The organism is Pedobacter hiemivivus, assembly GCF_004331685.1.
Lineage (GTDB): Bacteria > Bacteroidota > Bacteroidia > Sphingobacteriales > Sphingobacteriaceae > Pedobacter > Pedobacter hiemivivus.
On record NZ_SJSM01000013.1, the window covers coordinates 81,315 to 107,614 of the forward strand.

General features: G+C 38.0%; 23 protein-coding genes. 15 read left to right on the forward strand and 8 right to left on the reverse strand.

Annotation, left to right across the window (positions count from 1 at the left end):
• The first annotated feature begins 7 nt into the window (after positions 1 to 7).
• On the forward strand, positions 8 to 853 hold the full coding sequence (locus EZ444_RS18545) for a chemotaxis protein CheB (RefSeq protein ID WP_131610638.1): 846 nt from the start codon (positions 8 to 10) through the stop codon (positions 851 to 853).
• 23 nt (positions 854 to 876) lie between these two features.
• Here EZ444_RS18545 and EZ444_RS18550 read toward each other — a convergent pair whose 3' ends face one another.
• Positions 877 to 1,317, reverse strand: a complete 441-nt coding sequence (locus tag EZ444_RS18550; RefSeq protein WP_131610639.1) for a response regulator — start codon at positions 1,315 to 1,317, stop codon at positions 877 to 879.
• A 22-nt stretch (positions 1,318 to 1,339) separates the two neighbouring features.
• A complete protein-coding gene (locus EZ444_RS27290) occupies positions 1,340 to 1,510 on the reverse strand; it encodes a hypothetical protein (RefSeq protein ID WP_165503660.1) in 171 nt (56 codons plus the stop codon).
• Positions 1,511 to 1,738: 228 nt separating this feature from the next.
• Between EZ444_RS27290 and EZ444_RS18555 the strand changes: the two genes are divergently transcribed.
• Entirely contained in the window at positions 1,739 to 2,116 is a 378-nt protein-coding gene (locus tag EZ444_RS18555; RefSeq protein ID WP_131610640.1) for a DoxX family membrane protein, read from the forward strand.
• Positions 2,117 to 2,171: 55 nt separating this feature from the next.
• On the opposite strand, the gene efp is transcribed toward EZ444_RS18555, so the two are convergent.
• Both efp and EZ444_RS18565 read right to left on the reverse strand, forming a co-directional pair.
• Positions 2,172 to 2,732 carry an elongation factor P gene (gene efp, locus EZ444_RS18560; RefSeq protein WP_131610641.1) on the reverse strand — a complete coding sequence of 187 codons (561 nt, stop codon included), beginning with the start codon at positions 2,730 to 2,732 and terminating at the stop codon, positions 2,172 to 2,174.
• Between the two features lie 108 nt (positions 2,733 to 2,840).
• Positions 2,841 to 3,182 carry a DUF488 domain-containing protein gene (locus tag EZ444_RS18565; protein WP_225874768.1) on the reverse strand — a complete coding sequence of 114 codons (342 nt, stop codon included), beginning with the start codon at positions 3,180 to 3,182 and terminating at the stop codon, positions 2,841 to 2,843.
• A 133-nt stretch (positions 3,183 to 3,315) separates the two neighbouring features.
• Here EZ444_RS18565 and EZ444_RS18570 point away from each other — a divergent pair, with 133 nt between their 5' ends.
• The 5 genes from EZ444_RS18570 to EZ444_RS18590 all read left to right on the forward strand — a co-directional run bounded on the left by EZ444_RS18570 (position 3,316) and on the right by EZ444_RS18590 (position 9,806).
• On the forward strand, positions 3,316 to 4,113 hold the full coding sequence (locus EZ444_RS18570) for a HipA family kinase (RefSeq protein WP_131610643.1): 798 nt from the start codon (positions 3,316 to 3,318) through the stop codon (positions 4,111 to 4,113).
• Positions 4,091 to 4,474 carry a DUF3037 domain-containing protein gene (locus tag EZ444_RS18575; protein WP_131610644.1) on the forward strand — a complete coding sequence of 128 codons (384 nt, stop codon included), beginning with the start codon at positions 4,091 to 4,093 and terminating at the stop codon, positions 4,472 to 4,474. The genes EZ444_RS18570 and EZ444_RS18575 overlap by 23 nt, the downstream gene beginning before the upstream one ends.
• A gap of 38 nt (positions 4,475 to 4,512) precedes the next feature.
• On the forward strand, positions 4,513 to 5,040 hold the full coding sequence (idi, locus tag EZ444_RS18580) for an isopentenyl-diphosphate Delta-isomerase (protein ID WP_131610645.1): 528 nt from the start codon (positions 4,513 to 4,515) through the stop codon (positions 5,038 to 5,040).
• Between the two features lie 16 nt (positions 5,041 to 5,056).
• Positions 5,057 to 6,244 (forward strand): enoyl-ACP reductase FabV, encoded by a 1,188-nt coding sequence (gene fabV, locus EZ444_RS18585; protein ID WP_131610646.1) that lies wholly within the window; start codon positions 5,057 to 5,059, stop codon positions 6,242 to 6,244.
• A gap of 118 nt (positions 6,245 to 6,362) precedes the next feature.
• Positions 6,363 to 9,806, forward strand: a complete 3,444-nt coding sequence (locus EZ444_RS18590) for a pyruvate carboxylase (RefSeq protein WP_131610647.1) — start codon at positions 6,363 to 6,365, stop codon at positions 9,804 to 9,806.
• A 20-nt stretch (positions 9,807 to 9,826) separates the two neighbouring features.
• On the opposite strand, the gene EZ444_RS18595 is transcribed toward EZ444_RS18590, so the two are convergent.
• A complete protein-coding gene (locus EZ444_RS18595; RefSeq protein WP_131610648.1) occupies positions 9,827 to 10,630 on the reverse strand; it encodes a DUF4350 domain-containing protein in 804 nt (267 codons plus the stop codon).
• A 360-nt stretch (positions 10,631 to 10,990) separates the two neighbouring features.
• Between EZ444_RS18595 and EZ444_RS18600 the strand changes: the two genes are divergently transcribed.
• Positions 10,991 to 12,430 carry an MFS transporter gene (locus tag EZ444_RS18600; protein WP_131610649.1) on the forward strand — a complete coding sequence of 480 codons (1,440 nt, stop codon included), beginning with the start codon at positions 10,991 to 10,993 and terminating at the stop codon, positions 12,428 to 12,430.
• 32 nt (positions 12,431 to 12,462) lie between these two features.
• A complete protein-coding gene (locus EZ444_RS18605; protein WP_131610650.1) occupies positions 12,463 to 14,088 on the forward strand; it encodes an NADP-dependent glyceraldehyde-3-phosphate dehydrogenase in 1,626 nt (541 codons plus the stop codon).
• Between the two features lie 108 nt (positions 14,089 to 14,196).
• Here EZ444_RS18605 and EZ444_RS18610 read toward each other — a convergent pair whose 3' ends face one another.
• Positions 14,197 to 14,664 (reverse strand): hypothetical protein, encoded by a 468-nt coding sequence (locus tag EZ444_RS18610; protein WP_131610651.1) that lies wholly within the window; start codon positions 14,662 to 14,664, stop codon positions 14,197 to 14,199.
• Between the two features lie 134 nt (positions 14,665 to 14,798).
• Between EZ444_RS18610 and EZ444_RS18615 the strand changes: the two genes are divergently transcribed.
• From EZ444_RS18615 to EZ444_RS18630, 4 genes are all read left to right on the forward strand, one after another.
• The gene (locus EZ444_RS18615) at positions 14,799 to 15,353 is read left to right on the forward strand and encodes an RNA polymerase sigma factor (protein ID WP_131610652.1); all 555 of its coding nucleotides are present in this window, start codon (positions 14,799 to 14,801) and stop codon (positions 15,351 to 15,353) included.
• Positions 15,354 to 15,483: 130 nt separating this feature from the next.
• The gene (locus EZ444_RS18620) at positions 15,484 to 16,551 is read left to right on the forward strand and encodes a FecR family protein (RefSeq protein WP_131610653.1); all 1,068 of its coding nucleotides are present in this window, start codon (positions 15,484 to 15,486) and stop codon (positions 16,549 to 16,551) included.
• A gap of 181 nt (positions 16,552 to 16,732) precedes the next feature.
• A complete protein-coding gene (locus EZ444_RS18625) occupies positions 16,733 to 20,011 on the forward strand; it encodes a SusC/RagA family TonB-linked outer membrane protein (RefSeq protein WP_225874769.1) in 3,279 nt (1,092 codons plus the stop codon).
• Positions 20,012 to 20,029: 18 nt separating this feature from the next.
• Positions 20,030 to 21,628 carry a SusD/RagB family nutrient-binding outer membrane lipoprotein gene (locus EZ444_RS18630; RefSeq protein WP_131610654.1) on the forward strand — a complete coding sequence of 533 codons (1,599 nt, stop codon included), beginning with the start codon at positions 20,030 to 20,032 and terminating at the stop codon, positions 21,626 to 21,628.
• 66 nt (positions 21,629 to 21,694) lie between these two features.
• On the opposite strand, the gene EZ444_RS18635 is transcribed toward EZ444_RS18630, so the two are convergent.
• Together EZ444_RS18635 and EZ444_RS18640 are read right to left on the reverse strand one after the other, a co-directional pair.
• Positions 21,695 to 22,723 (reverse strand): phosphotransferase enzyme family protein, encoded by a 1,029-nt coding sequence (locus tag EZ444_RS18635; RefSeq protein ID WP_131610655.1) that lies wholly within the window; start codon positions 22,721 to 22,723, stop codon positions 21,695 to 21,697.
• A 76-nt stretch (positions 22,724 to 22,799) separates the two neighbouring features.
• Positions 22,800 to 23,822, reverse strand: coding sequence for a LacI family DNA-binding transcriptional regulator (locus tag EZ444_RS18640; protein WP_131610656.1), 1,023 nt, complete (start codon positions 23,820 to 23,822; stop codon positions 22,800 to 22,802).
• Positions 23,823 to 24,034: 212 nt separating this feature from the next.
• On the opposite strand from EZ444_RS18640, the gene EZ444_RS18645 reads away from it, so the two are divergent.
• Complete coding sequence (locus tag EZ444_RS18645) at positions 24,035 to 25,390, forward strand: Gfo/Idh/MocA family protein (RefSeq protein ID WP_131610657.1); 1,356 nt, start codon at positions 24,035 to 24,037, stop codon at positions 25,388 to 25,390.
• A gap of 541 nt (positions 25,391 to 25,931) precedes the next feature.
• Positions 25,932 to 26,261: a helix-turn-helix domain-containing protein gene (locus tag EZ444_RS18650; protein WP_131610658.1), complete on the forward strand. Its 330-nt coding sequence runs from the start codon at positions 25,932 to 25,934 to the stop codon at positions 26,259 to 26,261.
• The last annotated feature ends 39 nt before the right edge of the window (positions 26,262 to 26,300 follow it).

Consider the following 26,300-nt stretch of genomic DNA (forward strand, 5'->3'; position numbering starts at 1 on the left):
ACAGGAGATGGAGACAACGGTTAAAAATATCGTTACGATTGGCGCATCTGCCGGTGGAATTGTGGCCATTACAAAATTACTGTCGACAGTAGATAAGGACCTGAATGCTGCGCTTTTTGTTGTTATTCACATTTCCAAAAAATCGCGCACTGATGTTATCCTAACCCAATTACAGAAATATACTGCCTTTAAATGTGTGATTCCTAAAGATGGCGAGGACATATTAAATCAGATTGTTTATCTCGCCCCATCTGATTGCCATATGATGGTTAAGCGGGGTAAGATTTTAATTCGAAAAGGGGCGCTCGAAAATCATTGGCGACCATCAATTGATGTATTGTTTCGTTCTGCGGCTGCTGCTTATGGTTGCAATGTTACCGGCATTGTGCTTACTGGGCTGTTAGATGATGGTACTTCCGGTATGTCAGCTATCAAAAAGAGTGGCGGGACCTGCATTGTTCAGGATCCTGTTGAAGCTGATTTTCCTGATATGCCCAGAAATGTGCTGCAAAATGTTGCTGTCGACTATAACGTGCCAATAGCTGATATGGGGTATATTCTTTCTGATCTATTGAGTCGTGGAGACTCGGACGTGTATGATACACCAACTGATGTATTGCTAGAAAATGAGATTACCATGCGCATGAACAACAATTTTGGCGATTTAGTCAATAAACAGCTAAAAGGAGTGGAAGAGTCACTTTGGGTGGCCATAAGGATGATGGAAGAAAGAAAAAATTTGTTAAATTCTATGAGTGATCAAAATGAAGAGGCAAAAGAAATGGCTGATCAAATGATCACTCATATTGCACGCTTAAAAAAGATGCTTCAGGAAATTGGAAAAAAATCTTAATCCCTACGGTCAGGATACGCTTGTCAAAAGCGCATCTCTGCCTTTTGCAAGTGGTTTTTAATTTTTTGAACTAAATAAGTTGGGTTAAATGGTTTTCCAACAAAGGAATCACAACCATATCGGCTTACAGATAAGAACATATTATTGTATGCTGAGCAGATAATTACTGGTAGCAAGCGGGTTTTTGCACATCGTTTAATCTGATTACAAAGTATTTCACCATTTAAAATGGGTAAACTATAATCTAATAAAACGAGGTCCGGTTTAAAGTTTTCAATCAATATTAGTATATTTTCAGTACATCGATAAGCCCGAACAGTATAACCTACCCGGGTAAGAATCCGGTCAAGTAACTTTACACAAAGTTCGTCATCTTCAACAATCAGAATTCTTTTTGAAGATTGTAGGGGAGGAGCGGCGCTGATAGCCATATCAGTAAAATCTGCACTAATCATGTTTTTCATAGATAAATACACTAATTACATATTAAATTGATTTTTTCTTTCTTGGAAGCGATTTTAATGAGCTAGTCTTTTCTTTCCCCCAATCCCAATCTTCCTTAAAGTCTTCATCCGCATGGAAATAATAACTAGGATTACCATTTACACTAGTTTTCGGAAAATTGTGGCGTTTCCCTTCGTTTGCTTTTGTCTTCATAGCTTTTTGATTTATTTTTTCATAACCTACAAAATGGATTATAAAGCTAAGGACAATGGTTTTGTTGCGCAATGAGGTTTATACGCCTTTTTAAGCGACTAAATACGTGTTTTTGCAATTGGAGATAAATTCCATTTTTGACCATTATTGTTGCCTATTATTTTTTGAACTAATCCATGTCAAAATTGTTATGTAAATTACCTATGATTAACACTAACCTAATAAACTATGAAGAAGATCATTCTATTTATCCTAAGTCTCCTTTTTGGACTGATGTTTATAAACGCAGGATTGAATAAGTTTTTTAATTATATGCCTGTACCTAAAGATTTGCCTGAAGGTATGATGAAAGTAATGACTGCCTTTATGACCATAGGCTGGTTGATGCCGCTTATTGCAGTTGCAGAAATTGTTGGTGGCGTGCTTTTTATTATCCCTAAATATAGAGCGCTCGGTGCAATAATTATCCTTCCTATTATGATAGGTATAATTTTAACACACCTTACTTTAGCTCCTTCGGGTTTACCAATGGCTCTTGTATTGTTTGCAATTAATATTTGGGTAATCATTGAAAATCGTGAAAAGTACCTACCAATGATAAAATAAAGGGCAAAAAAAGCGGCTCACATTTCTGTGAGCCGCTTCAAAAGGTCTTATTTACTTATTTAACACGTTCAACATATTCGCCTGTGCGTGTATCTACTTTAATTTTATCACCTTGATTTACAAACAAAGGTACTTTTAGTTCGATACCATTTTCTGTTGTAATAGTTTTTAATGCACCAGAAGAAGTGTCACCTTTAACAGCTGGCTCAGCGTAGGTAACTTCCAATTCTACAAAGTTTGGAGCTTGTGCCATGATAGGCTCTTCACTTTCTATAGAAACGATCACGTCCATACCTTCTTTTAAGAACTTAGCTGAAGGTCCAAATAGAGATTTAGGAATATTGAATTGATCAAAAGTGACATTATCCATAACCACAAAATAATCACCTTCTTCATATAAATATTGATAATCACTCGTTTCTACACGGCAAATTTCAACCTGCTCGTCAGTCCCTAAACGGGCCTCAACAATTTTCCCTGTTTTAATGTTACGAAATTTGCCTAAGTAGAAAGCTCCACCTTTACCTGGAGTACGATGTAAGATTTCCGTAACTGTTACCAGCTCGCCGTTAAAACGTAAAATGTTTCCTACTTTAATTTCAGATGCTTTTGCCATAAAAGATTTAATTGTAAAATTTGAGCGTAAAGATATACGCTTTTTTGATAAAATACCATCAACTCCTAAGCCACCTGCAATTATTCAGATAAATTTTACCTAATCAGCTTAGCCAATTTCTCTTTTTAAAAATTCAAGCAATACAGAAGCGTGATTGTACTGTTGATCATGCGCAGCATACAACAGGGTAATAATTGGTTGGGTTTCCTTTATTTTTAGAAGCTCTTTTACACCCTTATTGGTCGCCAATTCTTCCAAATAGTTTTTTTTAAAGATCTCCCATTTTTGAGGCTGGTGATCAAACCATTTACGAAGCTCGGTAGATGGAGAAACTTCTTTCAACCAAAGCTGGATATGAGCATCTTCTTTCTTTAAACCTCTGGGCCATAGTCGATCAACCAGGATACGGAAGCCGTCATCTTTTGATGCTGGCTCATAAATTCTTTTCATCTTAATCATGCGTACTAAACCTTAATTATATTAAATGTAATTAATTGTAAAGGAATAAAAGACATTCAGTACCCTGCAGGTTGCAGAGTTTCTATATCTTTATGCCTGATTTTAGAACGATTAAATGCGTATTATGAATAATACAGAGCTGGCATTGCGATCGGTTAATGTAACCAGGTATGTCACTCCTTTAAGAGAAGGGGGATCGATGCCTGCAATTGCGGAGGCTGATGATGGATTTTTATATGTGCTTAAATTTCGAGGTGCGGGGCAAGGTGCAAAAGCACTGATTGCAGAGATATTTGGTGCCGAAATTGCGCGTGCACTTGGTTTGAAGGTACCTGAAATTGTATTTGCCAGTTTAGATGAGGCATTTGGAAGGATAGAACCAGATGAAGAGATACAAGATTTGCTGCGGGCAAGTGAGGGCCTCAACCTGGCTTTACACTATCTTTCTGGAGCGATTACTTTTGACCCACTGGTTACTGTAGTAGATTCAAAATTGGCTTCACAGATCGTATGGCTTGATTGTTTGCTGACCAATATGGATCGTACAGCAAGAAATACAAATATGTTGATCTGGCACAGAGAGCTTTGGTTAATAGACCATGGTGCATCTCTTTACTTTCATCATTCCTGGCAAAATTGGAAGGAACAAGCGTTACGCCCTTTTATATTGATTAAAGACCATGTTTTGTTGCCTTATGCTTCAGAACTTGAAGCGGTAGACAAAGCTTTTCGTGCGATACTGACACCGGCACTTATAGCCTCAATAGCGGCGTTAATACCTGATGAATGGTTGGTTGATGAATATTCGTTTGAAAGTCCGGAAGAGCATAGACAAGCTTATATTCATTTTCTTGAAACCAGATTAGACAATTCAAATATTTTTGTAAAAGCAGCACAAGATGCAAGAAAAGCACTTATTTGAGTATGCCGTAATTCGCGTTGTACCCAGGGTAGAGCGTGAGGAGTTTATGAATGTGGGCGTTGTTGTGTATTGCTCCAAAGAAAAATTTCTGGGGGTTTTAATGAACCTGAATACGGAAAAATTAAGTATGTTCTGTCAGGATTTGGATCTGGAGGTGTTGGAAGGCAATTTGTGTGCTTTTGAGCGGATTTGTGAAGGTGCCGAACAGGGCGGTACAATTGGGAAGTTGGATATGGCATCTAGATTTCGATGGTTAACAGCTACCCGAAGTACGGTTTTACAAACATCCAGGGCACATGCAGGCTTATGTACCAATGCAAATGAGACCTTATTGAAATTATACAATCAAATGGTACTTTAATTGTTATATTTTGCAGTATTTTAAATGATTAATAGGTGATGAAGGCTGAAGAAAGTGTGATACTTGTTGATGAAAATGACAACGAAATAGGCGTAATGGAGAAAATGGAGGCACACATCCAGGGTAAGCGTCATCGGGCATTTTCAATTTTTTTGTTTAATAAAAAAGGGGAGTTGCTGTTACAGAAGCGTGCTGCAGATAAATACCATTCTGCTGGCAAATGGACAAACACCTGTTGCAGTCACCCTAGACCAGGGGAGGCAACTGAGGATGCCGCAAATAGGCGATTAGGGGAAGAAATGGGGATGGAGGCTGATATCTCTAAAGCTTTTAGCTTTTTATATGACACCGAAATTATGCCGGGAATTACAGAGCATGAGTACGACCACGTATATATAGGGATAACTGATGTGCTGCCTGTTCTAAATCCTGCCGAAGCGTCGGCTTATCGGTATGTCTCCATGAAAGATTTAGCTGATGAGTTAAATGCTGAGCCCGATAAATATACCAAATGGTTAAAAATTTGTTTCGAAAAAGTGATGGAATGCCATCGTAAAATATTCTAACTTAAAAAAATACTATATGATTATTGAACCTAGAATGCGTGGGTTTATATGCCTTACAGCGCATCCAGACGGATGTGAACAAAATGTAATCAATCAAATTAATTACGTGAAATCCAAAGGAACCATTGCTGGTCCAAAGAAAGTGCTGGTTGTTGGTGCTTCTACAGGATTCGGTCTGGCTTCCAGAATCACGAGTGCTTTTGGCGCTGATGCGGCTACGATTGGTGTTTTTTTTGAAAAACCATCTGCACCTGGTAAACCTGCTTCGCCAGGATGGTATAATAGTGCTGCATTTGAAAAACATGCCCACAAAGCTGGCTTGTATGCTAAAAGTATCAATGGTGATGCTTTTTCAGATGAAATTAAACAACAAACGCTTGATTTGATTAAAAATGACCTGGGTCAGGTAGATCTTGTTATTTACAGTTTGGCTTCGCCAAAAAGGTTGCACCCTAAAACTGGTGTTGTACATAATTCCGTACTAAAACCGATTGGGGACAATGTTTTTACGAATAAGACTGTAGATTTTCATACCGGAGTTGTTTCAGAGGTTTCGATTTCGCCTGCTAATGAGGAAGAAATAGAAAATACTGTTGCTGTGATGGGCGGTGAAGATTGGGAATTGTGGATTGATGCGTTGAAAGCTGCCGATTTGCTTGCAGCAGGCGCTACAACGGTAGCTTATTCTTATATAGGTCCTTCATTAACTGAAGCTGTATATAGAAAAGGAACTATTGGTAGGGCTAAAGATCATTTAGAAGCCACAGCGTTTACCATTACTGATAAATTAAAAGATATCAACGGAAAAGCCTTTGTTTCTGTAAACAAAGCACTCGTTACACAGGCAAGTTCTGCCATCCCCGTAATTCCACTTTACATTTCATTACTTTATAAGGTGATGAAAGAAAAAGGCATTCATGAAGGTTGCATTGAACAGATTCAACGCTTGTTTGCGGAAAGATTGTATACTGCTGAGGAAACGCCAATTGATGCAGCTGGAAGAATCCGTATCGACGATTGGGAAATGCGTACTGATGTTCAGGAAAGGGTAGCTCAATTATGGACAGAAGCCACAGCAGAGACTTTACCGCTTATAGGTGACCTCGCTGGTTATAAAAAAGATTTTTTAAATCTCTTCGGCTTCGATGTAGCGGGAATTGATTATAAAAAGGATGTTAATGAAATGGTAGAAATGCCTGCTTAATATGCCGTTTTTAGGGCTTTATGGTGTATATTTTACACTATAAAGCCTTGATAATAAATGCATTTAGATGCGGCGCTTTCAAAGTAATGTAATATTTTTGGGCAAAACACTAAAGCCAATGAATATTAAGAAAGTTCTAATTGCCAACCGGGGTGAAATTGCCATTCGTATAGCGCGCGCTTGTAGCGAATTAAACATTCAGACAGTCGCGATTTATACTTATGAGGATAGGTACTCGTTGCATCGGTATAAAGCCGACGAAGCTTATCAGATAGGGGAAGACCATGAACCACTCAAACCTTATCTTGATATAACTGCCATTATTGAAATGGCCAAATACAGTGAAGCAGATGCCATACATCCAGGCTACGGCTTTTTATCTGAAAATGAAGAATTCGCGAAGAAATGTGCCGAAAATGGAATCATTTTTATCGGTCCAAGACCAGATGTGATGTTGGCCCTTGGCGATAAGGTAACCGCAAAAACGGTGGCCAAAAAGGCAGGATTACCCATTATAGAGAGCAACGAAGCGGATTTAACATCCATAGAAATTGCACTTGCCGAAGCACAACGAATTGGGTATCCACTGATGATCAAAGCTGCATCAGGTGGCGGTGGCCGGGGTATGCGGATTGTTAGGGATGATGAGCAATTAGAAAAGGGCTTTTTTGAAGCCCGTAGTGAAGCAAAAAATGCTTTTGGTGATGATACGGTATTTCTGGAGAAATTTATTGACCGCCCAAGGCATATCGAGGTACAGATTGTAGCGGACAATCATGGTAAGGTGTTACACCTTTATGAACGTGATTGTTCTGTACAGCGACGTTTTCAAAAGGTTGTAGAAGTTGCACCTTCTTTAAATTTAACGCAGCAAACCAGAGATAAACTATACCATTACGCTACTTCAATAGCACAGGCGGTAAAATATAATAATGTTGGAACGGTAGAGTTTTTAATCGATCAACAGGAAAATATCTATTTTATTGAAGTAAACCCAAGAATCCAGGTCGAGCACACGGTTACTGAAATGATTACCGGTATTGACTTGATAAAAACTCAACTGTTTGTAGCTGATGGTTATCATCTTTCAGACCCAGAGATTGGTTTAAAGAATCAAGAAAGCATTATGTGCAATGGTTTTGCGATGCAATGTCGCATTACTACAGAAGATCCTGCTAATGGATTTAAGCCGGATTACGGAACTTTAATTACCTATAGAAATGCTACTGGATTTGGTATCCGACTGGATGAGGGCAGTACTTATCCCGGAATGAAGATCAGTCCTTTCTTTGATTCGATGTTGGTAAAAGTGAGTACCAGCGGTGCTACTTTAGAAGATGCTTCGAGAAAGATGAACCGGGCCCTTCGTGAATTTAGAATCAGAGGGGTTAAAAACAACGTCCAATTTCTTGAGAATCTAATCAACCACCCTACATTTATCAATGGTGAAGCTACCGTTAATTTTATACAGGAGCATCCCGAGCTTTTTGAATCTAAGAAGCGATTAGATAGAGGAACAAGGATTTTAACCTATTTGGCTGATGTATCTGTAAATGGAAACCCCGACGTGAGGTTTGTAGACGAGAATAAGCGTCTGGAAAAGCCAGAAGTACCAGCCGTAGATCATTATAGTCCATATCCTAAAGGAACAAAAGATCTTTTAACGGAATTAGGCCCTGAGGGGTTCTCTAAATGGCTTAAAGCTGAAAAGAAGATTCATTATACGGATACGACGTTTAGAGATGCACATCAATCCTTATTGGCTACGCGTATGCGTACCTATGATATGCTTAAAGTTGCAGAAGGATTCGCCAAGCATCACCCACAAACCTTCAGCATGGAGGCATGGGGCGGTGCAACTTTTGACGTGTGTTTAAGGTTTTTACATGAAGACCCATGGAGACGACTGGAGAAACTACGTGAGGCTATGCCTAATATATTGATTCAGATGTTAATCAGAGGTTGCAATGGCGTTGGCTATGCTGCTTATCCTGATAATCTGATCGAATCATTTGTAGAGAAAAGCTGGGAAAAAGGTGTAGATATCTTCAGGATATTTGATTCGCTAAACTGGATGGAGAACATTGCGCCTTGTATTGAAATGGTACGCAAGAAAACCAAAGGTCTGGCCGAAGGTTCATTGTGTTATACAGGAGATATATTAGATCCAAAACGAACTAAATATAGTCTGGAGTATTATTTAAAGCTTGCCAAAGACCTGGAAAATGCAGGTAGTCATATTCTTGGTGTTAAAGATATGTCTGGTTTGCTTAAGCCTTATGCCGCTAAATTATTGATAGAGGCTCTAAAGGATACCGTTAAGATACCAATCCACTTACATACCCATGATACATCTTCTTTGCAGCCAGCTACTTATCTGATGGCTATTGAAGCTGGTGTAGATGTAATTGATTGTGCGTTAGGTTCGTTATCAGGTACTACTTCGCAACCTAATTTTAATGCGATAGTAGAAATGATGCGCTTCCATGAGCGGGAAAATCCGTATGATCAAGCCTCATTAAATGCTTATTCCAATTACTGGGAAGCGGTAAGAGAATATTATTATCCGTTTGAATCCGGCTTAAAATCAAGTTCGGCCGAGGTATATCAACATGAAATTCCTGGCGGTCAGTATTCTAATTTAAAGCCACAAGCTATTGCACTTGGATTGGGAGATCAGTTTGAATTGATTAAACAACGATATGCGGATGTGAATCAGCTTTTTGGTGATATTGTGAAGGTTACGCCAAGCTCTAAAGTGGTAGGCGATATGGCTCAGTTTATGGTCGCCAATCAAATCACTCCTGAAGACATATTTACGCGTGGAGAGCAACTTTCATTCCCTGAGTCTGTGGTTTCCTTCTTTATGGGAGAAATTGGCCAGCCTGAAGGTGGTTTTCCTGAAGCACTTCAACGTATTTTATTAAAGGGAAAAACGCCTTTTACAGATCGTCCGAATAGACACCTGGCTCCGCTTAATTTGGAATTGGAATATGAAGCCTTTAAAAAGGAGTTTGGGGACGACCTAAGTTATACGATGTACCTGGCTTATAAGTTTTATCCTAAAGTGACAACCGATGCCATAAAGACCTTTAGATTATATGGTGATGTTTCTGTTATTCCGACGCGGTATTTCTTTTATGGAATGAAGCCCGGAGAGGAGACTACGATTGAGATTGCAAAGGGAAAAACTTTATTGGTTCGGTTACTTTCTATTGGCCCTGCTGATGACAATGGGATGCGTACCGTATTCTTTAAATTAAATGGGCAAACCAGAGATATTGAAATTCAGGACAGATCGGTTAAAGTTGTTAAACTAGAGAACCGAAAAGTGGATAAGGATATTGTAAACCATATTGGCTCACCCTTGCAGGGATTGTTGTCAAAGGTATTTGTTAAAGCCGGCGATCAGGTTAAGAAGAATCAACCCCTTTTTATGATTGAAGCCATGAAAATGGAATCAAACATCTCTGCAATTGCAGATGGAGTTATAAAATCAATAACACTAAGCGCCGGAACAATGGTAAATACGGATGATTTGGTACTTGAATTAGCAGATTAGTAAGGTTTATAAAATGGCTGTTAAAGCGCTTGCTTTTTCAGCCATTTTACCAATTCAACGGCACCGTTGTAATTCTCGTATGTTGCAGGTATACGTGTACCATCTACATACTCATTGTATAACCATGGGTCGCCTACAGCAAATACGGTCCCTTTACCATATTTAGCGGTAGCCATAATCACATCATTTTGTTCGGTAATTAAGGCCTTTGCAGGTGGCCTAAGGCTAAGAATAGAAATCTCCTTCAAATAGAAAATTTTGGATGTAGGGAATACTTCATTGCCTGCTGGTACATGAACCTCTCCAATTTCAAGTTTTCCATTTTTAACCATATTCCTGCTTTTATTGGTGAAGGTGATTCCAAATTTGCCAGTTAAGTCGTTTAATTGAACAAGGTTTGTGTTTGAACTGTCGTTGGCAAATATCACCAGCACACCACCAGCTTTTACCCAGTCTGCAATGGCTTTGATATGATCTGGCGCAATCAGATTGGGGGTAGGACTTTCTTTAAGGTTATCCGGATCAACAATAATGTATACATCGCTTCCTTTTAGGTTCGCGGAAGTAGGGGCTGCATCCAGGCTTTTAGTTTGAAATCCGGCTTTTTTAAATTCATCGCCCAGCATAGAAAAACCGTTTAATGTTTGATCTTCCCAGGTATAATGGAATCTGTTTTCTTTTCCTGATTTATCCTTCTTTACTTCATGATTGTAGTAATAATCGAGTAAAACTGTTTTTTCCTGAGCATAATTTTCAGAAATATTTGCTGCAAAACAAATGAGGAATACTGCAGCACATTTAGGTAATGGATTTTTAAGTTGCATGCCTAAATCTATGAAATTATTTTACACATCATTGAGGCCTTTTGTAGAAAAGATAATATAGTTTACTCCTTGGCCAAAAGAACATTAAACACGGCTCAACCACGATAACGATTGCGTAAATATTTTCTAATGAAGAGTGTTTTTACTTATAATTATTATGTAGAATTGCTTTCCGCCATGGGCTTTTTAAACGAGAATGGGCCCCTGCTAGGAAAGCAATACTTGATACGTAAAGAATTTTTGACACACGTAATTACGGGGAATTACATATATTGAGGCCTTAAATGATATCATTTAAGGTATTACGAGCTGAAAAAACAAATTATTAATTACACAAAAGTTTAAATAAAACCAGATATAATGAACCAAGAAAAAATTGGAAAGTACAGGTGGACAATATGCGCGATGTTATTTTTTGCTACCACGATAAATTATTTGGATCGACAAGTTCTTTCGCTTACCTGGAAAGAGTTTATTGCTCCAGAGTTTCATTGGACAAATAATGATTATGGTAATATTACTGCACTCTTTTCTATTTTTTATGCAGTATCTATGTTATTTGCAGGTCGCTTTGTTGACCGTATGGATACCAAGAAAGGTTTTTTATGGGCTATTGGCGTATGGTCTATCGGTGCAGTAATTCATGCATTCTGCGGAATAGCGACATCAGGTATCCTTACAGGTGAATGGTTTGTAGGATTTGAGGGTGCTAAAGAAGCAATTGGAAAGGTTAGTGATACGTCGCTAATTATCTCAACAAGTGTTAGTTTATTCATTTTTGCACGTTTCGTGCTAGCAGTAGGAGAAGCAGGAAATTTTCCGGCAGCAATTAAAGCTACTGCAGAGTATTTCCCAAAGAAAGACAGAGCATTTTCGACTAGTATTTTCAATGCAGGTGCAACTGTAGGTGCATTAGCAGCACCGCTAACTATTCCTTTTATAGCAGCTGCCTATGGTTGGGAAATGTCCTTTATCATTATTGGTGCTTTAGGTTTTGTATGGATGGGCTTTTGGATATTTGTTTACCAAAAACCTGAAGTACATCCGAAAGTTAATGCTGCTGAACTTGCTTATATCCAGCAAGATATAATTGCAGATAGAAAACTAGTGGATTACGTAGAAGTAAGCACAACTAAAGTGTCATTTAAGGACTGTTTCAGATATAAACAGACATGGGCGTTTGCGGCAGGTAAATTTATGACAGATGGTGTTTGGTGGTTTTTCCTTTTCTGGATGCCGGCTTATCTAAGCTCTGTTTATGGTATGGACTCTACACAAAGTGCATTGCCATTGTTTATACTTTACACGATAACCTTGCTTTCGATTATCGGAGGATGGTTACCAACTTATTTTGTAGAGAAGAAAGGGATGAATCCTTATGCTGGTCGTATGAAATCGATGTTGATATTTGCCTTTTTCCCATTACTAGCTTTATTGGCGCAACCTTTAGGTTATATTACTTACTGGATTCCAGTTATCATTATCGGTATTGCAGGAGCAGCGCATCAGGCATGGTCGGCAAACATTTTCTCGACAATAGGTGATATGTTCCCTAAAAAAGCAATTGCAACTGTAACAGGTATCGGCGGTATGGCCGGTGGAATTGGCGCAATGATCATCAATAAAGGTTCGGGCGTATTATTCGATTATGCAGGTCAAAATCAAATGGTATTTATGGGCTTTAAAGGTGAAGAAGCAGGTTATTTCATCATCTTCTCTATCTGCGCTGTTTGTTATTTAATTGGCTGGACAATTATGAAAACCCTTGTACCCAAATATAGACCGATTACGGATTTATAACCAATAAATTATACCTAAATTAAATTACCTAAATGTTATTAAAAGATCAGCTTGATGCGATTTTTGTGGAAGAGAACCATATTCCACAAGAATTTAAATTAGCAGAAGAAGTACACCAACGGGAGTACTTAAGTAATGGAGAAATGCGGCCCTGGAATGGGGAGGTGCATGAAGTATTATCGCCAATTTGTATTAGAACCGAGAACGGTTTGAAGCGAAAGGTGATCGGTACTTATCCATTATGTAGTGAAAAGGAGGCTAGCGAAGCGCTTGATGCGGCTGTTGCAGCTTATGATAACGGGAGAGGAGAATGGCCTACCATGAGTGTGGCAAACCGCATTCATTGTGTTGAGCAGTTTACCCATAAGATTATTGAAAAGAAGGCAATTGTAGTAAAATTGCTGATGTGGGAAATAGGCAAGTCCTATGCAGATTCTGTTAAGGAGTTTGACCGTACAGTTGAATATATTTATGCAACTATTGATGCCCTAAAAGACCTGGACAGACAATCGTCTAAATTTAGCATTGAGCAAGGAATTGTTGCGCAAATCAGACGTTCGCCACTTGGCGTAGTGCTTTGTATGGGACCATTCAATTACCCTTTAAATGAAACCTTTACTACACTGATCCCTGCCCTGATCATGGGTAATACAATATTATTTAAACCACCTAAGCATGGTACTTTATTACATTATCCTTTATTAGAGGCTTTCAGAGACTGTTTCCCTAAAGGAGTGGTAAACACGATTTACGGTCGTGGAAATAAGATCATTCCCGATTTGATGAAATCTGGTAAGATTAATGTTTTAACCTTAATCGGTTCTAGTAAAGTAGCCAACGAACTTAAAAAGTTACATCCTAAAGTAAACAGGCTACGTGCTATACTTGGCTTGGATGCTAAGAATGCTGCTATCATCACCGCTAAAGCTGATATTAAGCTGGCGGTACAAGAAACTGTGTTGGGCTCTTTATCATTTAACGGACAAAGATGTACAGCACTTAAAATCATTTTTATACACCGTAGTCTTGCTGATGTATTTTTGAAAGAACTTTCTGCTGCTGTAGCCAAGCTTAAATTTGGTATGCCATGGGAAGATGGTGTTGCTTTAACTCCGCTACCTGAGCCTCAGAAACCTGCTTATCTTAAAGAATGTATTGATGATGCGATAGCGCATGGTGCTAAAGTGATTAATGAAAATGGTGGTGAAACAGTTGAATCTTTCGTTTATCCGGCAATAGTTTACCCGGTTAATAAGAACATGAAACTGTATGCTGAAGAGCAATTTGGCCCAATAATTCCAGTAGTTGCATTTGATGATCTGGAAGAGCCTATTCAATATTTAATAGAATCTACGCATGGACAACAAGTTAGTGTGTTTAGCGATGATGATGTAGAAGTAGCTGCTCTGATTGATCCTTTGGTTAACCAGGTAAGTAGAGTGAACATCAACTGTCAATGTCAGCGTGGACCGGATGTATTTCCGTTTACAGGTAGAAAAGATAGTGCTGAAGGTACCTTATCAGTTGTAGATGCCTTACGTTCCTTCTCTATCAGGTCATTGGTAGCGACAAAATTAAATGAAAGTAACAAGCATTTGATTAATGAAATAGTAGATAGTAACAGTTCTAATTTCCTGAGCACTAAATACCTTTTCTAATTGGTGACAATCGCATGATATGCTCCTCGTCATCCTGAAATAAATTCAGGATGACGATATAAAAAAAGCGCTGTATCGGGTAATGATACAACGCTTTTTCTATTTATGCTATTCTTTATGTGCTTCATCATCCTGATCCAGTTCTTCCTCTTCATCGATAATTTCCGGTTCTTTAAAGAACGTTAGCACTATTGGCACTAGAAAAGCTACATTAATGATGATATGAGGTAGAATGAGGTAGAATGTTGTTGTCTCTAAAAGCTTATCAACCAATACCCCTACAGATACTATCATTAATAAGGCATAAATCGCCGCCGCTATTTTTCGATTAGGTGCATATTTGATAAATACCCTGATCACAAAAATTGATATTGCAATTCCGAAAATAAACATGGCGTACCAAAAAATGTCAGTCGCCGTTAACTGAGTCCATCCATTCCCTTCAGTATGTTTAAATCTATTAAATTCAGAAATAGCAAATTTCGCCAAAACGAGATAGGCAAGTCCCCAGAATAGATAAAATCCTGCAGTAAATAGTAACCAGTGGAGAGTTAGTTTGAGTTTAGATGTATACATAATATCTATATATATGCCTGTAAATTAAACATTTTATATGAAATCCAATCATAGATTTTTAAATTAAGTACGCTTAATATCTGAATGTATTATTGATTTTTTTTCTTAACATTGCTTTTACCTAAACTAACCAAATGGATAATAAACTTGTGCATCATCTGTTGTGGGAGCGTTTGCGGATAGGAGATCATGATGCATTTTTTGATCTTTATAGAGCTCTCTACTATGATCTTGTGAATTTTGGCATACGTGTCTGCGGTGATGCCGAAACCTCTGGTGAAGCTACTGATTTGGTGTTTACCACCATTTGGGAGAAGCACCAACAGTTAAATAGGGTAGATAATGTCCCAGCTTATCTCCGCACGTTTCTAAAAAGAAAGATTTTACGTTTACTGGAACGTAAGCGTAAGATTAATGATGCGCTGGCAAATGCAGGTGCCGAAGGCGAATGGATGGAAATGTCGTATGAAGAATTCATTGTTAAAGTTCAAACCGATGAGCTTGTGAGGTACAAACTAAAGACCGCGCTAGAGAAATTGACCTACAGGCAGAAACAATTAATTCACCTCAAGTTTTTTGATGGATTGAGTTATGAGCAAATTGCAGAACAAACGGAACAAACTATAAAAACAGCTTATAACACGGTTTACGACGCATTAAAAATACTTAGGAAAGAACTCAAAGATTAGAAATATTACGGTTTCTTAGGATAACTGTGCCATTAATTTCTTCCACCAAACAGAAGAAGTAAAAAAAAAGTAAAATTTTCTTAGGCAAAAAGGAAATTTTTAGGCACTGGTATTATAAAAGCCAAACATTATGATTGATCGTAGTCTTTTCAATATTGAAGACTTTCTAGTAGACAATACTTTCCAGCTATATTGTGCAGGCAAAGATAAACTTTGCATTAGCTATTGGGAAAACTACATAAAAGCACATCCAGAACAAGAAGCCACTATTAATGACGCAAAGCGCTTATATGGAATCTTAAGTGGTCATAAAAAACCATTAAATAGCCAGGTCGACTCGATGCGGGAGCGTATGGATTTTGATCAGGAAAGTTTTACTCTTCAAATTCGCAAATCCTATACCTGGTTAAAGGTTGCCGCTGCAATTTTACTAATTTCAGGTATTGCGCTGGTTTATTACAACAACACAGTAAGCGTAAAACCAATAGCCAACTTAGTAACCAACTACAGTACAAATGGAGCGGAACGTAAAAAGATTACACTTCCTGATGGCACGTTAATTTTATTAAATGCCAGGAGTACATTACAGCTAAATAAAAATTTCAATGTCAAAAACAGGGAAGTCACTTTAGTTGGTGAGGCATTTTTCGATGTAACGCACGATAAGAACAATCCATTTAAGGTAATTACTTCCGATTTTAATATTAATGTTTTGGGTACAACATTTAATGTAAAGGCCTATCCAGATGAGCCTACATCAGAAGCTGTGCTGATTAAGGGAATTATCGTGATGGAAGGTCGGGGGAATGGTGGTAACTCAATTACCTTAAAACCGAGTCAGAAAGTGATCTTCTATAAAAATTTGCCGGTTTTGCCCAATATAAAACAATCAAGTCCTGTAGTAAAACGTCCGGAAATCACAATCAATAGCTATACAAAATCGAGTGATAGTACAATTGTAGAAATGGCCTGGACACAAAACCGCCTTGAAATTCAGGACCAGAGTTTTGCTGAGCTGAAAAAAACTTTAGAAAGATGGTATAATGTGGAGATCGTATTTACTGACGATGAAATAGAAAGGTACCATTTCACGGCAACATTTAAGAATGAGAATTTAGTAGAAGTATTACGTGCACTTCAAAGTGCAGAACATTTTAAATATGAAATAAAAGGAAATAAAGTTATCATATCGAAATAAAAAATAAGGGGCAGTGTTGACGCACTACCCCCATTAATTTTTTTGATATAAAGCATGGCAGTTTATGCGCAAACAGATCTCTGCCAATTACTAAAGCAACCAAAAAAACAAAAATATGATTAATTCTTACTTAGTGCAAGAGTTCTTTAATTATAAAGTGCTCCTAAAATTCATTGTCATAATGAAATTAACGTGTATTTTCATTTTCGTCGCGTGTCTAAATGTATCTGCAACAGTCTTTTCGCAGCAAAAGATCTCTATGGATGTTAAGAAGACCAAGTTGAGTAAGGTGTTGAAAATCATCGAAGAACAAAGTGGATTTCATTTTGTTTACAGCTCGGCTAATGTTCCAGTAAATAAGGATGTGACATTAAGTGTTAAAAATTCACCGATATCGGAAATCCTTTCAACAATTTTTTGCAATACGAATTTAAAATACTCTATCTCGGATGCAGGTTTAATTGTAATCAGTCGTATTCAGGATATTAAAGTTACAGGTATTGTTAAGGACCAGTATGGCTCTGCACTTCCGGGGGCGAGTGTACGTATAAAAGGTAGTGCTGCTGGTACTTCAACTGATATCAATGGCAGGTTTAGCATTTTGGTACAGCCTAATGCAACCCTTGTGATTTCATATTCAGGTTTTGAAAGTAAGGAAATAGCTGTTAACAATAAAATAAACTTCGAGATAGAACTGGCCGAAGATACCAAGCTATTGAGTGAAGTTGTGGTTACTGCACTGGGTATTAAAAAGGAACGTAGGGCTCTAGGTTATTCAGTTACTGAGGTAAAGGGAGAGTCACTAACGCAAGCAAGAGAAAATAATGTAGCCAACTCGCTGGTGGGTAGAGTTGCAGGTTTAGACGTTAGTTCTACCGCTGGTGGGGCAGGTGCGGCAACAAGTGTAATTATACGCGGGGTTTCCAGTTTAAGTCAATCCAATCAGCCTTTATATGTTATTAATGGAGTGCCAATGGAAAATAAACCAGTGGGTTTGAATAATCTCAATCCAAATGGTAATTCGGGTAGCCAGTGGGACAATGCTCCAGATCTTGGTGATGCGATTGGTAACCTGAACCCTGATGATATAGAGACTATGTCCGTATTAAAGGGGGCTGCTGCCTCTGCATTATATGGTTCAAGGGCAAAAGGTGGTGTGATTTTGATTACTACAAAGAGTGGAAAAGGCAACAGTATCGACTTTAACAGCAATTATGTTATAGAGCAGGTGATGGATCGTACCGACTGGCAGTACGTTTACGGACAGGGCGCTGATGGGGCAAAACCGATAACCGCCTTAGGAGCCGGACAAGTTGGTGGCTCAAGCTGGGGCGCAAAACTTGATGGTAGTAATGTAGTTCAGTTTGATGGCAATTCGAGACCATATACTGCTCAAAAGAATAATATTGAAGATTTCTACAGAAATGGAAGTACCTGGTCGAACACTATTGCCTTAAATAAAGCATTTGAAGGTGGTACAATTCGTTTTTCCGCTAATGATGTAAAGAACAATTCTGTGGTTCCTAATTCTGGTCTTGACAGGCAGTCGTTTAATCTGGTAGGTACTTTTGAGCCTATCAAGCGGTTAACTCTTGATGTCCGTACCAATTACATTTTGGAACAGGTGAAAAATCGACCAATGGTATCTGACGGTGCGGGTAATGCCAATTACAATGTTGCCTTTCTTCCAACCAGTATCAATGTGAACGACCTGAAACCATGGAAAAATGCTGCAGGGGCAGAGGTGCAGTACAATACTGGAAATACGTTTGCTACTAATCCTTGGTTTGCGGCCTATGAATTTATCAATAATACTAAACGTGACAGATTGATCAGTTCTGTTAATGCCCGTTATACTTTTGATAATGGATTGTTTTTGCAAGGCCGGGCAGGTAGGGATGCTTATACTGACAGTTATAAAAATGTAGTGCCATCTGGTACCGCTTATTACCCGGCAGGTAAAATTGCAGAACAGAAGACGAAATTTGCAGATGTGAATGCGGATGTATTATTGGGTAAGTCATTTGTGGTAGGAGGAAATTTAACCATAACACCAAACTTAGGGGCCAGCTACAGAAATACAAAGATTAATCAGCTTACTAATAATGGGACTGATTATGCTGTATTTGGTGTTTACAATATCTTGAACGCTAAAAATAAATCAGTAGGTTACACCGAAACTGAGGTAGAAACTCAATCTGCTTATGGTACATTGGAATTAGCTTATAAAGACATTCTTTATTTAACAGGTAGCGGAAGACAAGATTGGTTCTCTACACTTGCAACGCCAGGAAGAGACAATGATCCCAGTGTATTTTATCCTTCAGTAAGTGGTTCATTTGTATTTTCGGAAATATGGAAGCCACAATTTTTAAGCTTTGGTAAATTAAGAGCTGGTTATGCTGTCGTTGGTCAGGCAACAGATGCCTATCAAACTTTATTAACTTATGGTTTTAAAAGCGAAACTTTAAATGGTAACCCCCTGGGGATAATTAATAATCCGTTCATTCCTAATTCAAGTCTAAAGGCTTCTACAGCTAGCGAGCTTGAGATTGGTGCTGAGCTTAGGTTTTTTAATGACAGGTTAAGCTTAGATGCAACAGTATATAAAAAACACTCTAAAAAAGAGATCACCTATATCTCAACCTCTCCAACAACAGGTTATAACGGGGCCGTATTAAACGCTGGTGAAATTGAAAATAAGGGCGTTGAGGCCTTGATTTCTGGAGTGATCATTAGAAAAAATGATTTTAGGTGGACTTCATCTTTAAATGGGACTTATAATGACAATACCGTATTGTCATTAGCCCCAGGCTTAGATGTGCTTCCTATCGCTACATCACGCTCTGGAGCTGGATTTTTACAAAATATCCCAGGTAAAGCAGCAGCACAGGTTGTGGCTTTTGATTTTAAATATGATGCCAATGGCAATATATTAAAAGATGCGCTGGGCGCACCTGAAAGAGGTGCATTAAAAGCCTATGGATCTGCATTTAATAAATGGTTTGCCGGATGGAATAATGAATTTAGTTATAAAGGTGCAACGCTTTCGGTACTTATAGACGGTAAATGGGGGGGCAAGGTATTCTCTGCAACTGATTACTATGGTTATATTTTTGGTCTACATAAAGCTACTCTTGAAAACCGTGAATCATTAGGTACCACAGCGGCTAAGTTTTATGAAAACACCGCAAATAACGCTTCTCATATATTTGTTCAGGATGCTAGCTTTATCAAATTCAGACAATTGACATTGGGTTATAATTTTCCTGCTAAAATGTTCAATAATAGAATCAAAAGCTTAAATGTTAGCCTGGTTGCACGTAATCTATTCATTTTAATGAAGAAAACGGACAATATCGATCCAGAATCAAGCTATAACGCAACATTTCCAGGCTTAGAACTTGGGGGTGTGCCACCAGTTAGAACATTTGGTTTAAACCTTAGCGTTAAGTTATAATTTTTAAAAAACAGAAAAATGAAAACGAACAAATTCAATATATATATTCTGGTGGCTCTTGTTGGTATTTTAATGGGCACATCATGTACAAAAGATTTTAAAGAAATCAATACAAATCCAGTGGCTTACGGGCCTACGAGTTTCGATCCTAATTTTTTATTGACTTCAGCACAGTTAAATTATACAGGAAGTATTGATTTTGCTTACGATACCTGGAGAGGTAACCTTATCTATGCGTCTACGATGATGCAAGGCTTTTCGACCGTTGTAAGTTACTGGGCCGGCGATAAATACCTACTTAATGAAGGTTATACAGCGGCCTATTGGGGCACAAGTGCTGTTGGTGCATACATTGAACAGGTTAGACCGGTTGTTGATGTAGTGGAGTTTACTAGGGGTAATGCAAAATATGCAAATGTACATCAGGTGGCACGTATATGGAGGGCCGTTATCATGTCGCGTATTACAGATTTATACGGTGACATCCCATACTCGGAAGCAGGTCAGGGTTATTATAAAAGCAGTTTCACACCAAAGTACGACAGTCAGCAAGCTATATACACAGACCTGTTAAAAGAAGTAGAAGAAGCAACAAATGCACTTAACGCAAGCGGTGATAAAGTGACAGGTGATGTGATTTTTTTGGGGAATATTGATAAATGGAAGCGATTCGGTAATACCTTACTATTGCGTCTTGCTATGAGATTGACGAAGGTTGATGAAAACACTGCAAAGGCTTATGCTCAGAAAGTTGTGGGCAAAACAATGATAAATAATGATGACAATGCCTTTGTGACTCATGATGTTTCAGGATCAAGAGTAACTCAGAATAGGAATAGCCAGGTTTTGCAAGGCGATGGTGGGCAAGAAAATTACTATACCAAATGGTCTAAAACGTTTATTGATTTGTTAAAAGGCGCTAATGATCCACGTTTAGGTAAAGTTGCCGTAACTCAATTGTATTTGACAGATGGAACAAAGCTCCAAAATCCAGCTTACATTACTAATCCTGCAGTTCAGAAGGGGATGCCTAATGGTAAAGATTTAAGTGGACAGGCAGGTAGGGATATTAGACAAGACGCTTCTTTTACTACTTTCCCGGATTACTCTTCTCCAAATCCAGGTATGATTAAAAAGAACGGGATAACTTTTATTTTAACCTATGCAGAAAGTGAGTTTCTGCTTGCAGAAGCCGCACAAAGATGGGGCATTGCTGGTACTCCTGCCCCACATTATAAAGAGGGTTTAAAGGCTGCAATTACTTTTTTGGGACAATATGATGCAAATCTTGCTATAACGGAAGGTGTTGCTGAAACATTTGCTACTGCAAATCCATATAATGCTGTAAACGGTTTGCAGATGATTAATACCCAATATTGGCTGCATACCAGTACAATGCTAGATTTTTACGAAACATGGTGTAACTGGAGGAGATCTGGTTTCCCAGTTTTAACACCTGTGGTTTATCCTGGTAATGCGACAAATGGAACAATACCACGTCGTTTTCCTTATCCAGTAGAGGAAGCGGTTAAAAATGGAGCCAATCAACAGGCTGCTGCTGCTATTATTCCTGGTGGAGATAAACTAACAGGTAGAGTTTGGTGGGATAAGCAATAACATCCTTTATTAATATCCTCTCATAATTGCAAAAGGGCTTTTCATACGATATGAAAGGCCCTTTTTTTACAGTTCTTTCTCTAGTTCAAGATATGCTTTTAGCAATTCGATTTGATTCATGGCTCTGTTGAAATTATGGCCCTCATATTTAGCCCCATAATAAATATCATTCTGCAGATAATCTGCCAGGAAACGAATGGCCTGCATATAAATTATAAACTTACCAGCATAGGTAAAATAGTTTTTCTCGGCTGCCGTCAACACCGATTCCATTTCTGCCATATAGCCATCATATATAGCCTTAAAGAAAGGCTTTCTAATGCTAATCTTAGTTAAATCTGTTTCCTCTTCACTCGCTTCACACAAATAGGTTCTCATCATATCACCAACGTCACTGATGAAATAGCCAGGCATAACGGTATCCAAATCAATCACACATATACCTTTATTTTGACTATCAAAAAGTACATTGCTGATTTTTGTGTCATGATGAATTACCCTTAGTGGGATATTTTTATCACTTAAGATCTCACGAAAAATGTCCACAATTCCCTGGTGATCCTTAATAAATTGAATACCATCAGCCGCTTTTTCTAATCTTTCTGCTGATGCCTTTTTGCAGGCTTGAGTAAATTGATCATATCTTAATATCAGGTTGTGAAAATTTGGAATGGTGATGTTTAAATCCTCTGCTTTAAAGCCGTTTAAGATTCTAGAGAACTTCCCAAATTGCTTTGCCGCTTCATACGCCTCTTCCTTATTTTGTAAGACATTGAGGGAAGTTGAGCCTTCTACAAAAGGGAACAACCTATAATATCCAGCATCATTATGTATTAAAGTTTGGCCATTTGTGGCTTTAACAGGTGATACAAAAAGATAATCAGGATTTTCTTTGCTCAAATAATCTCTAAGCAAAGTAAGGTTCTCATCAATGTCCGAAGGCTGCTTAAACACTTCGTTATTTACCTGCTGTAAAATGTAGTTTTTGTGATCTATATTTACTTTCCAGGTATGGTTAATCAAACCATCACCAAATGGCTGGACAATTGTTTTATCGGAATCAAAACCGTAGACACTTAAAATATTCTCGAACATGTGCTTCGTATACTAGTTGATAAACCAAACTTAAATATTTAAGTGGCTAAAAAGATGTGCAAACGTTTGCGCGAAATTACTTACGATTGCTCAATACCAATTCAGATTCGACCACAATATTAAAGTAGGCCTGTTCTGAACCAGACTCATTTTTTGGCTTGTTGATCAGATCTATCAATATATCGGCGGCTTTTTTACCTTGCTTATATGGAAACTGCTCAACAGAAGCTATTGGCGTATGGTCCATATAATTAATAATTGGAAGATTGGCATAGCTCACAAAATCCAGGTTAGTGAGTGCAATAGATTTGGCATATCGCATGGCAAATAAGGCTACATAATCATTAAACGTTACCACCGCAGTAGGTTTTCGTTTATGATTTAACAAGGTATCCATTGCTTTAATTGTACCATCTTCAGACAAATCGCAGCTTACAATAAGCGAAGGATCAAACTTTAACCGGTTTGCGGTCATCGCCCGGATATATCCTTCTTTTCTTTCATGAGTAGCGACAAGCGTACCTGGTCCATTAATCATACCTATGGTGCGATGGCCTTTTTTTAAGAGAAAATTCACCGCTTCGAAAGTACCTGTCTTCAGGTTAGAACTTACGTAGTGTATGTCTTTAATAGGAGGGATGCGATCAAAAAATACAATGGGAATGTTTAATTTTTTAAAAACCTCAAAATGTTCGTATGTACTGGTGGTTTTAGCTACAGAAACCAGTAAGCCATCAACACCTTGGGATTTCATTTTGGCTACAAGGAGTTTTTCTCTTTCGGCATCATCATGAGATTGTGCCAATAGCACAGTATAGTTCCGTTTATAGGCAATGTCTTCAATGCCGCTTATAGCAGTAGAGAAGAAGGATTCGGACAATTCGGGTAAAATAACACCGATTACAAATGATTTGCCATGTAAAAACTGAATGGCCCGCTGATTTGGTTCGTAGTTAAGTTCTGCGGCCAATTTTTTGACACGCATTTTCGTAGTTAAACCGATACTAGAATGGTCATGTAATGCTCTTGATACGGTAGAAACTGAAATCTTAAGTATTTTGGCAATCTCCTTAATAGTGGTTGGTTTGTCCGGCATCATCTTCAAATATTAAAATAAACTTTAACATTTTAATAAAAAACTGCAATCAGTTCCTAATTTTAAGGGTAAAATGCAGGAGATGTCACGCAAACGTTTGTGTGTTTTTTTAGCTATTAATTTATTGGGTTAGCTAGATAGTTCTATAACTTGGGGTTATTATTCATTTGTAGGAATAATATGCGTAGCTAAACACATAAAATGAACTAAATAATATGAACAGAAGAGAATTTGTTAAGAACAGTAGCATTACCGCTGCTGCTGCGACAGTTTTACCAAGTAATTCTTTATTTGCCAGTACCGGGGCTGATAAAATAAAAGTAGCAATGATAGGCGTAGGTTTACGTGGTCAGAACCATTTAAATCTGTTGTTAAAGAGATCCGATGTTGATTTGGTTGCTATATGTGATATAGATGATCGTATGTTGAGCAGTGCTAAGGCAATGATCGCTAAAAGCGGAAAGCCAATGCCTAAAATTTTTACGGGTGATGATTACGCCTGGAAAAAGATGTTGGAAACAACTAAAGGACTGAAGGCGGTAGTGATATCCACTCCGTGGGAATGGCATAAAGAAATGATCATTAAGTCTATGGAATCAGGACTTAAATATATAGCCACCGAAGTTATCTTAGGTATTACACTACAAGATCATTGGGATGTTGTACAGGCAGCAGAAAAGCATGACGCGCATGTAATGATGCTTGAAAATGTTTGCTATCGCAGAGATGTACTCGCTGCTTTAAATATGGTAAGACAAGGCGTGTTTGGTGAAATCCTTCATCTGCAAGGTGGATACCAACATGATTTGAGAGAAGTTAAATTTAATGATGGTGTAAAACCTTATGGTGGGGGTGTAGAGTTTAATGAGAAAGGCTTCTCTGAAGCAAAATGGAGAACCAACCATTCTGTACACCGTAATGGAGATCTTTATCCAACGCATGGTATTGGTCCGGTTGCCAATTGTATTAACATCAACAGGGGAAATAAATTCCTTAAACTAAACTCATTTGCTACAAAATCAAGGGGATTACACAACTATATCGTGGAGAAAGGCGGAGAAAATCATCCAAATGCGAAAATTAATTTCCGCCTGGGTGATATTGTAACCACTACAATTGATTGCGCGAATGGAGAAACGATAATTCTGCAACACGATACCAATCTTCCAAGACCATATTCTTTAGGCTTTAGAGTGCAAGGAACTAAAGGACTTTGGATGGATGTAAATAAAAGTATCTACGTAGAGGGAGTGAGCAAACCACATCAATGGGATGGCCAAGATAAATGGTTGGCAAAGTACGACCACCCGCTATGGAAAAAGTATGGTAGCGATGCTGAAGGTGCTGGTCATGGTGGCATGGACTTCTTTGTTATACACGCCTTTATTGAAGCTGCAAAGCGTAACGAACCAACACCAATGGATGTATACGATGCGGCTGCATGGAGTGCAATTACGCCTTTAAGCGAACAATCTATAGAAATGGGTAATGAGACAGTTGACTTTCCTGATTTTACAAGCGGAAAGTGGATGTCTAGAAAGCCTATTTTTGCTTTAAATGACGATTATTAATCACATTTAACCTCAGTTTAATTTCTTCTTGTGTTTTAAACAAAGCCCTGCATGCTACGCTACGCAGGGCTTTTGTCATTTTTATTCACAAAACATCAAAAAACATTCCTGTTAACATTAACTTAACATTGAATATGCATATTTGCATATGTTTATAAATATTCTGGCGATTACATTTGTCCTGTTCGCACTACTTGCAGCATTTAAGATGGATACTTTTTTACAGGGCTTTCTGTTTATTCTCGCGTTGTGCGCAGTTTCTGCTTTACTATTCTTGTTTATCACTTTCCCCGGGCTTTCAGGGCTTTCGGTAGCTATAATACTCGCAGCTTTTATCTTCAGACAATCTAAAAAGTAAATTTCGATACACTTATATTCTGTGTGTATACCTTCCCTTTAAAGGATTATTGGATAATTATTTAATCTGAGAAATAGAATTTCGTGTTTTATTTCACAATATTATAAGAATATTACAATATTTTATTAAATAATTCTTAATTTTATTATATAAAAAAGTTCACAAAGATATACTTCGTAAATTATGAAAACTTTAGGTGAAAAATTTAGGATCTTACGTCAAAAGATGGGAGTTAACCAAAAGGCAATGGCTGACCAATTGGAGATATCAATCCCGGCGTATTCAAAACTAGAAACTAGCATCACAGATCCAAACTTTAGCAGGATAAATCAAATAGCGAAGGTTCATGGTCTAACCCTTAGAGAATTCCTTGATATTGGGGAAGAGGGTGCTAGCGAACAAGAGCAGCTTATCCAGCAGCTAAAAGAAAAGATTACCACATTGGAAAATTCTGTGATCCGGTTACAGAGTAAATTGATTGACCTCTACGATAGAGAAGATCAAAAGAAGTAATTAAGGCTTTCAATAAATTTAAAGAACCTTGTCAACTTA

Coding starts and splice junctions, on each gene's coding strand:
- EZ444_RS18640 (WP_131610656.1), bottom strand. CDS start 23,822: ATGATGCCGGACAAACCAACCACTATTAAGGAGATTGCCAAAATACTT.
- EZ444_RS18550 (WP_131610639.1), bottom strand. CDS start 1,317: ATGAAAAACATGATTAGTGCAGATTTTACTGATATGGCTATCAGCGCC.
- EZ444_RS27290 (WP_165503660.1), bottom strand. CDS start 1,510: ATGAAGACAAAAGCAAACGAAGGGAAACGCCACAATTTTCCGAAAACT.
- EZ444_RS18595 (WP_131610648.1), bottom strand. CDS start 10,630: ATGCAACTTAAAAATCCATTACCTAAATGTGCTGCAGTATTCCTCATT.
- EZ444_RS18625 (WP_225874769.1), top strand. CDS start 16,733: ATGAAATTAACGTGTATTTTCATTTTCGTCGCGTGTCTAAATGTATCT.
- EZ444_RS18630 (WP_131610654.1), top strand. CDS start 20,030: ATGAAAACGAACAAATTCAATATATATATTCTGGTGGCTCTTGTTGGT.
- efp (WP_131610641.1), bottom strand. CDS start 2,732: ATGGCAAAAGCATCTGAAATTAAAGTAGGAAACATTTTACGTTTTAAC.
- EZ444_RS18570 (WP_131610643.1), top strand. CDS start 3,316: ATGAATAATACAGAGCTGGCATTGCGATCGGTTAATGTAACCAGGTAT.
- EZ444_RS18610 (WP_131610651.1), bottom strand. CDS start 14,664: ATGTATACATCTAAACTCAAACTAACTCTCCACTGGTTACTATTTACT.
- EZ444_RS18605 (WP_131610650.1), top strand. CDS start 12,463: ATGTTATTAAAAGATCAGCTTGATGCGATTTTTGTGGAAGAGAACCAT.
- EZ444_RS18620 (WP_131610653.1), top strand. CDS start 15,484: ATGATTGATCGTAGTCTTTTCAATATTGAAGACTTTCTAGTAGACAAT.
- fabV (WP_131610646.1), top strand. CDS start 5,057: ATGATTATTGAACCTAGAATGCGTGGGTTTATATGCCTTACAGCGCAT.
- EZ444_RS18600 (WP_131610649.1), top strand. CDS start 10,991: ATGAACCAAGAAAAAATTGGAAAGTACAGGTGGACAATATGCGCGATG.
- EZ444_RS18635 (WP_131610655.1), bottom strand. CDS start 22,723: ATGTTCGAGAATATTTTAAGTGTCTACGGTTTTGATTCCGATAAAACA.
- idi (WP_131610645.1), top strand. CDS start 4,513: ATGAAGGCTGAAGAAAGTGTGATACTTGTTGATGAAAATGACAACGAA.
- EZ444_RS18575 (WP_131610644.1), top strand. CDS start 4,091: ATGCAAGAAAAGCACTTATTTGAGTATGCCGTAATTCGCGTTGTACCC.
- EZ444_RS18645 (WP_131610657.1), top strand. CDS start 24,035: ATGAACAGAAGAGAATTTGTTAAGAACAGTAGCATTACCGCTGCTGCT.
- EZ444_RS18565 (WP_225874768.1), bottom strand. CDS start 3,182: ATGAAAAGAATTTATGAGCCAGCATCAAAAGATGACGGCTTCCGTATC.
- EZ444_RS18590 (WP_131610647.1), top strand. CDS start 6,363: ATGAATATTAAGAAAGTTCTAATTGCCAACCGGGGTGAAATTGCCATT.
- EZ444_RS18615 (WP_131610652.1), top strand. CDS start 14,799: ATGGATAATAAACTTGTGCATCATCTGTTGTGGGAGCGTTTGCGGATA.
- EZ444_RS18545 (WP_131610638.1), top strand. CDS start 8: ATGGAGACAACGGTTAAAAATATCGTTACGATTGGCGCATCTGCCGGT.
- EZ444_RS18650 (WP_131610658.1), top strand. CDS start 25,932: ATGAAAACTTTAGGTGAAAAATTTAGGATCTTACGTCAAAAGATGGGA.
- EZ444_RS18555 (WP_131610640.1), top strand. CDS start 1,739: ATGAAGAAGATCATTCTATTTATCCTAAGTCTCCTTTTTGGACTGATG.